We start from the raw sequence: 5,883 nt of genomic DNA, 5'->3' as shown, positions 1-5,883 counted from the left end.
TCAACCCATCTGAAAGACCGGCGGACGGCAGGGGATCGGCGCGTCAGATCGCGCATACCTGCAGACCAGCGGCAAGTCTCCGATCCGCCCCGCCAGGAAAACCCCTAGTCATGGACTAGGGGTTTGCGCAGCCGCCGGAGGGCAGGATCGGCGGCATGTCCGAAACCGTGGGGAACGGCTCCGCGCCCGCCCGACTCGCCGGACTCCGCGAGCTCGCGGAGGTGTACGAGCCCGGCGGGCCGTCCGAGCCGGACGAGCTCGACCGGCTCGACGAACAGCTCATCGCCTTGGTGCTGCTGCGGGTGCGGGAGGCCCGTGGGCGCCAGCTGGATCGGCGTGCGTCGGGCCTTCCCGTGTCACCGCTCGCCCGGGAGAACGCGATGCTGCGCCGGTACGGGCAGGCCCTGGGCCGCGAGGGCACCGCCATCGCCCTGGCCGTCCTCGCACTGTCGCGGCAGCAGCGGCCTCCCGGCCGGTGACGGCCCTCGCCCTGTGCCGGCAGGCGGGCTTCGGGCTGTGGTCGGAAATCGTGTCCGTCCGTCCCGGACGCGCTGGGACGGGGACATGAACAGCGGTCCGCTCCTCGGCGATCGGCCGCCGAATCAGGCGCAGCCGACGGCGCCCGCGCTACGTCCGGCTGTCTGGCACCGGCCGCGCGTCGCCCCCGTACGCGCGGTCGTACCCGCCGGGGCCGGCCCGCGCACGACGGACCGCCCCGGCGCCCGGGGGATTCCGCACGGCCGGCGCGAGGCCCTCCCTAGAACGGGTGTCCGGCGGGCGCGGACCGCAGGGTGGTCCAGCGCAGCTCGGTGAAGGCGTCCAGGTTGGCCTCGCCGCCGAAGCGGACGCCGGTGCCGGAGGCGCCGACCCCGCCGAACGGGGCCACCGCCTCGTCGTTGACGGTCTGGTCGTTGACGTGCGCGATGCCGGTCGGGATCCGCCCCGCGAGCTCCAGCCCGCGCGCCGCGTCCCGGGTGACGATGCCGAGGGACAGCCCGTACGGGCCCTGCGAGGCCAGCGCCACGGCCTCGTCCTCGGTGGTGAACGACCTCACCGGTGCCACCGGCCCGAACACCTCCTCCGCATACGCGGGGGTGTCGTCGTCGACCCCGGCCAGCACGGTGGGCCGGTAGAACAGTTCCCGGTGCGTGCCTCCGGCGACGAGCTTGGCGCCCTGCCCGGTGCTGGCCTCGACCAGCGCGTGGACGCGGTCGAGCTGGGTCCGGTCGATGAGCGGCCCGAGGTGGACCTGCTCCCGGTACGGGTCGCCCACCGCGAGCGCCTCGGCCTTCGCGGCGAGCCGCTCCACGTACTCGTCGTACAGGGAGGCGTGGACGAGGTGCCGGCCGGCGGTCATGCAGATCTGGCCCTGATGGAAGAACGAGCCCCAGGAGGCCTGCGCGACGGCGGCTTCGACGGCGGCGTCGCGCAGCACGACGAGCGCCGAGTTGCCGCCCAGCTCCAGGTGCATCCGCTTCAGGTGGCGGCCGCCCAGTTCGCCGACGGCCCGGCCGGAGGCGGTCGATCCCGTGAACGACACCACCCGCACCAGCGGGTCGGCGACGACGGCCGCCCCGGTGTCGGCTCCGCCGGGCAGCACCTGGAGCAGGCCGGCGGGCAGTCCCGCCGCCGCGAACACGGCGGCCAGGGCGAGCCCGCCGCAGACGGCGGTCCGGCGGTCCGGCTTGAGCAGGACGGCGTTGCCCAGGGCGAGCGCCGGGGCCACCGAGCGGATCGACAGGATCAGCGGCGCGTTGAACGGGGCGACCACACCCACCACGCCGGCCGGGACCCGGCGGGTGAAGGACAGCCGGGGCGCCTCGCTCGGCAGGACCTGCCCGGCGGGACGCGACGCCAGCGCGGCGGCCTCGTGGCACTCCTGGGAGGCGACGTGCAGCTCGAAGTCGGCCTTGCCGGGTATGGAGCCGGACTCCCGCACCAGCCACTCGCGCAGTTCGTCGGCGTGGGCGGCGAACAGCTCCCCGGCCCGGCGCAGGACGGCGGCGCGCTCGACGTGCGTGGCCGTCGCCCACTCCTGCTGGGCGGCCCGGGCGCGTACGGCGGCCCCGGCCACGTCGGCGGGGGCGGCCAGCCGGAAGGAGGCCAGGGTGTGGCCGGTGGCGGGCTCGACGACCGGCGCGGTACCGCCGGTGAGGGTCGGTCCGTCCTGCCGGAGGGTCGGGTCGAGGAGCGGCATGGCGCGGGCCTCCGAAGGGGGTTCGGCGGAGCGGGGGGGGCGGCGGCACGCGCCATCGTGCCAGACGGGAAGGCCCAGTTCTGTCGGGTTCTCGGGCAGTTGACGTCCCTCCCTGACCGGAAACGATCGCCCCGGTCACCCCGGGTCGCCCCGGTCGCCCCGGTTGCCCCGCCGCCCCGCCGCTCGGGTTCAGCGCTCCAGGACGAGCGCGATGCCCTGCCCGACTCCGATGCACAGCGACGCCACGCCCTTGCCCGACCCGGCGGCCGCGAGCCGGTGGGCGACCGCGCCCGCCAGCCGGGCCCCGGAGGCGCCGAGCGGGTGCCCGATCGCGATGGCCCCGCCGCGCGGGTTGACGACCGCCGGGTCCAGCTCGGGCCAGGACGCCAGGCAGCCGAGCGCCTGGGCCGCGAAGGCCTCGTTCAGCTCCATGACGGCCAGGTCGGCGAAGCCCGTACCGGCCTTCTCCAGGGCCCGCTGCACCGCCTCCACCGGGCCGAGCCCGAACAGCTGCGGCTCGATGCCGGTGACCGCGGACGCGCTGATCCGGGCCAGCGGCTCGCGCCCGGTGGCGCGCAGCCCCGCCTCGTCGGTCAGCAGCAGTGCGGCCGCGCCGTCGTTCAGCGGAGAGGCGTTCCCGGCGGTGACCGTCCCGGTCCCGTCCGTGCGGAAGACCGGCTTCAGCCTGGCCAGTGCCTCCATGGTGGAGCCCTCGCGGACGGACTCGTCGCGGTCCAGCTCCACGCCGGGGAACGGCACGACCTCGTCGGCGTACAGCCCGGCCTGCCAGGCGGCTGCCGCCTTGCGGTGGCTCTCCAGCGCGAACGCGTCCTGCTCCTCGCGCGTGATGCCGTGCTTCTCCGCGACGAGCTCCGCTCCCTCGCCGAGGGACACCGTCCACTCCTGCGGCATCCGCGGGTTCGTCATCCGCCAGCCGAGCGCCGTCGACCACATCTGCTGGTGCGTGGCCGGGTAGGCCCGCTCCGGCTTCTGCACCACCCAGGGGGCCCGCGTCATCGACTCGACGCCGCCCGCGATGGCGACGGAGGAGTCACCGAGCGCGATGGAGCGCGCCGCCTGGACGACCGCTTCGAGTCCGGAGCCGCACAGCCTGTTCACCGTCACACCGGGCACCGTCACGGGCAGGCCCGCGAGGAGGACCGCCATGCGGGCCACGTCGCGGTTGTCCTCGCCGGCGCCGTTCGCGTCGCCGAAGACGACATCGTCGATCCGGGCCGGGTCGAGGCCGGGCGTCCGGTCCACCAGCGCGCGCACGACGTGCGCGGCGAGGTCGTCCGGCCGGACCCCCGCGAAGGCGCCGCCGAACTTGCCGACGGGGGTGCGGACGGCGTCGACGACGTACACGTCGCGGACGGTGCGGATGCTCATGGCGTCTCTCCTGGGCGGATCCGTACGGGCGGCGCCGCCAGGGTGCCGCCGTCGGCACCCGTACGACGCCGGGCGCGCCCGGTGGGGCGCGCCCGCAGTCTCCGTCCGCCGGTCACCGCCTGTCAACGGCCTCCCGGAGCGCACCGGACCGGGCCGCCGGTCACGTGGACTCCCGGCGGACGGCCTCGGCCGCCGCAGGACCGTACCGCTCCGCCGTCCGGGCCGGCTCGCGCACGGCCCGGTCCACCAGTTCGGCGAGCCGCTCCCCGGTCGGCATCCCGAACCGCACCGTGCTCAGCCGGGGCCGCAGGAGCCGGCCGAGGAGCAGGTCGTCCGCGCCGATCACGGCGACGTCCGCGGGGACGCGCAGCCCCGCGTCGTGGAGTGCGGCCATCAGCAGCAGCGCGTACTCGTCGTTGTACGCGAACACCGCGTCGAGCCCGCCGGACCGCCAGCCGGCGGCGAGCGCCGCCGCCGACTCCTCCGTACAGGCCATGGGCAGGGCCGCGACCCCGGCTCCGCCGGCGGCGCGCACGGCGCGGCGGACGCCTTCCAGGCGCGGCCCGGAGAACGGCTCCAGCCCGCCCTCCGCCGGGACGACCACCCCGATACGGCGCCGCCCCCGCTCCAGCAGGTGCGCCGCGGCCCGCGCACCGAGCTGGGCCTGGTCGAGGACGAGGGCGTGCGCCCCCGGCACCGGGGCAGGCCCGACGGTGACGACCGCCCGGGCCCCCGCCCGCTTCAGCGTCTCCACGTTGTGCTCCGAAAGGACGACCCCGCCGACGGAGATCACCGCGACGGGCCGCAGCTCGGCCCAGGCCCGGGCCGCCTCGTCGCCGCTGAGCCCGGGGCTCCCGTACTGGACGACGGTGTAGTCCATGCGGTGCAGGGCGGTCTGGAGCTCGCCGAGGAACGAGCCGTACGGCGGCCCGACGTGAACGTGCCACCCGGCGAGCAGCACGATCCGGGTGTGCCCGGCCCGCAGGCTGCGCGCGGCTGCGTGCGGAACGTAGCCGAGCTCCTCGGCCGCCTGCCGCACCTTGAGCCGGGTCGGCTCGCTGATCCGCACGGAGGCGGCGTTGTTCAGCACGTACGACACGGTGGCCCGCGACACCCCGGCGAGCCGGGCCACGTCGGCACTGGTGGGTATGGCCGGGGTGGGTGGCACGGGGGCGGGAGGCGCGGGCGTCCTCGGCGCGGGTAACGCGCGCGGCGCCGGCGCCGCGGGTGCCGTGGGTCCCGTGGATGGCGTGGGTGCCGTGGATGCCGTGCGCGGCTTCGATGACTGTGACATTGCCGTCGCATCCTTGCAGACCCGCAGGTGCCGTCGGGTGCCGCTTGGCCGGATTGAACCGGCAGTCGGGGCAGGCGCGACACCGGCACTCCGGAGAAGGCGCCCGGCCCTCGGGCAGGGCCGCCCGACTACCGGCCGTTACCGCCGAACGCCCGCTCGAACGCCTGCCGCGGCTCCGGGTTCCGATCCAGGATGCCGAACACCACCCGCTCGAACACCCCCGCGAACCGGCCCGCGAGCAGTGCGCGGAAGGCTTCCGCGACCTCCGCCGGGTCGTTGCGGAACACCCCGCACCCCCAGGCCCCCAGCACCAGCCGGGGGTAGCCGTGCAGGGCGGCCGCCTCCAGGACGCGTTCCGCGCGGCGGGCCAGGGCGGCCGGGATCTCCGCGGCGCGCTCGGGCTCCTGGCGGCGGATGGTGCCCGCGTTGGGGGCGGGCGAGGTGAGGAAGCCGACGCGGAAGGGGGTGTCGAGCAGTTCGCCGCGGTCGTCGCGGAAGACGGGCACGCCGGGCGAGTGGATCACCCGGTCGGTGTAGAAGGTGCTGCGCCCCGCGCGGTGCACCTCGTAGTACTCGGGGGCCATGAGCAGCGTCTCGTAGAGGGCGGAGGCACGGCAGAGGGCCTCCTCCTGCGCCTTCGCGCCGCGGAGGTAGCCGCCGCCGGGGTTGCGGGCCGAGGCGAAGTTCAGCACCGCCGCGGCGCGCGGCCCGTCCTCCACCGCCGCGAGCCTGCGGGCCGCCGCCGTGCTGCTTTCGGCCGTCACCTCGATGGCGGTGTCATGGGCCATGGCCGAAATCCGCTCGTCTGGAATGATGCGGTTTGGTCCATATAGTCTGGTTCCCGCCTTGGACTCCTCCAGGGCGGCGGCCAGGGAGACAAGCCGCCCCGACCGCGTCCGGTACCCGCCGGCCGCAAGGATGGTCGCGTTCTCACGCGCGATCTCGCGCAGTCTGCTGCTCACGCCGCCATCATCGAGGGCGGCGCAGCCCCCCGGCCAACGAA

The 5,883-nt window shown here is 75.8% G+C and carries 5 protein-coding genes; 1 reads left to right on the top strand and 4 read right to left on the bottom strand.

All coding sequences use genetic code 11. The features are described from left to right. Window positions 1-155: 155 nt before the first annotated feature. Entirely contained in the window at window positions 156-479 is a 324-nt protein-coding gene (locus tag C0216_RS12670; RefSeq protein WP_114055374.1) for a hypothetical protein, read from the top strand. Window positions 480-757: 278 nt separating this feature from the next. Here the strand turns inward: C0216_RS12670 and C0216_RS12665 are convergent, their stop codons facing one another. From C0216_RS12665 to C0216_RS12650, 4 genes are all read right to left on the bottom strand, one after another. After that, window positions 758-2,197 (bottom strand): aldehyde dehydrogenase family protein, encoded by a 1,440-nt coding sequence (locus C0216_RS12665; RefSeq protein WP_114055373.1) that lies wholly within the window; start codon window positions 2,195-2,197, stop codon window positions 758-760. A gap of 189 nt (window positions 2,198-2,386) precedes the next feature. Continuing rightward, window positions 2,387-3,586, bottom strand: a complete 1,200-nt coding sequence (locus C0216_RS12660) for a thiolase family protein (protein WP_114055372.1) — start codon at window positions 3,584-3,586, stop codon at window positions 2,387-2,389. A gap of 160 nt (window positions 3,587-3,746) precedes the next feature. Next, on the bottom strand, window positions 3,747-4,754 hold the full coding sequence (locus C0216_RS12655) for a LacI family DNA-binding transcriptional regulator (protein WP_246042513.1): 1,008 nt from the start codon (window positions 4,752-4,754) through the stop codon (window positions 3,747-3,749). A gap of 254 nt (window positions 4,755-5,008) precedes the next feature. Then, a complete protein-coding gene (locus C0216_RS12650) occupies window positions 5,009-5,842 on the bottom strand; it encodes a TIGR02452 family protein (protein WP_114055370.1) in 834 nt (277 codons plus the stop codon). Window positions 5,843-5,883 lie beyond the last annotated feature (41 nt).

Source organism: Streptomyces globosus (assembly GCF_003325375.1).
Classification (GTDB): domain Bacteria; phylum Actinomycetota; class Actinomycetes; order Streptomycetales; family Streptomycetaceae; genus Streptomyces; species Streptomyces globosus_A.
This window is presented reverse-complemented; position numbering and strand designations above follow the sequence as displayed.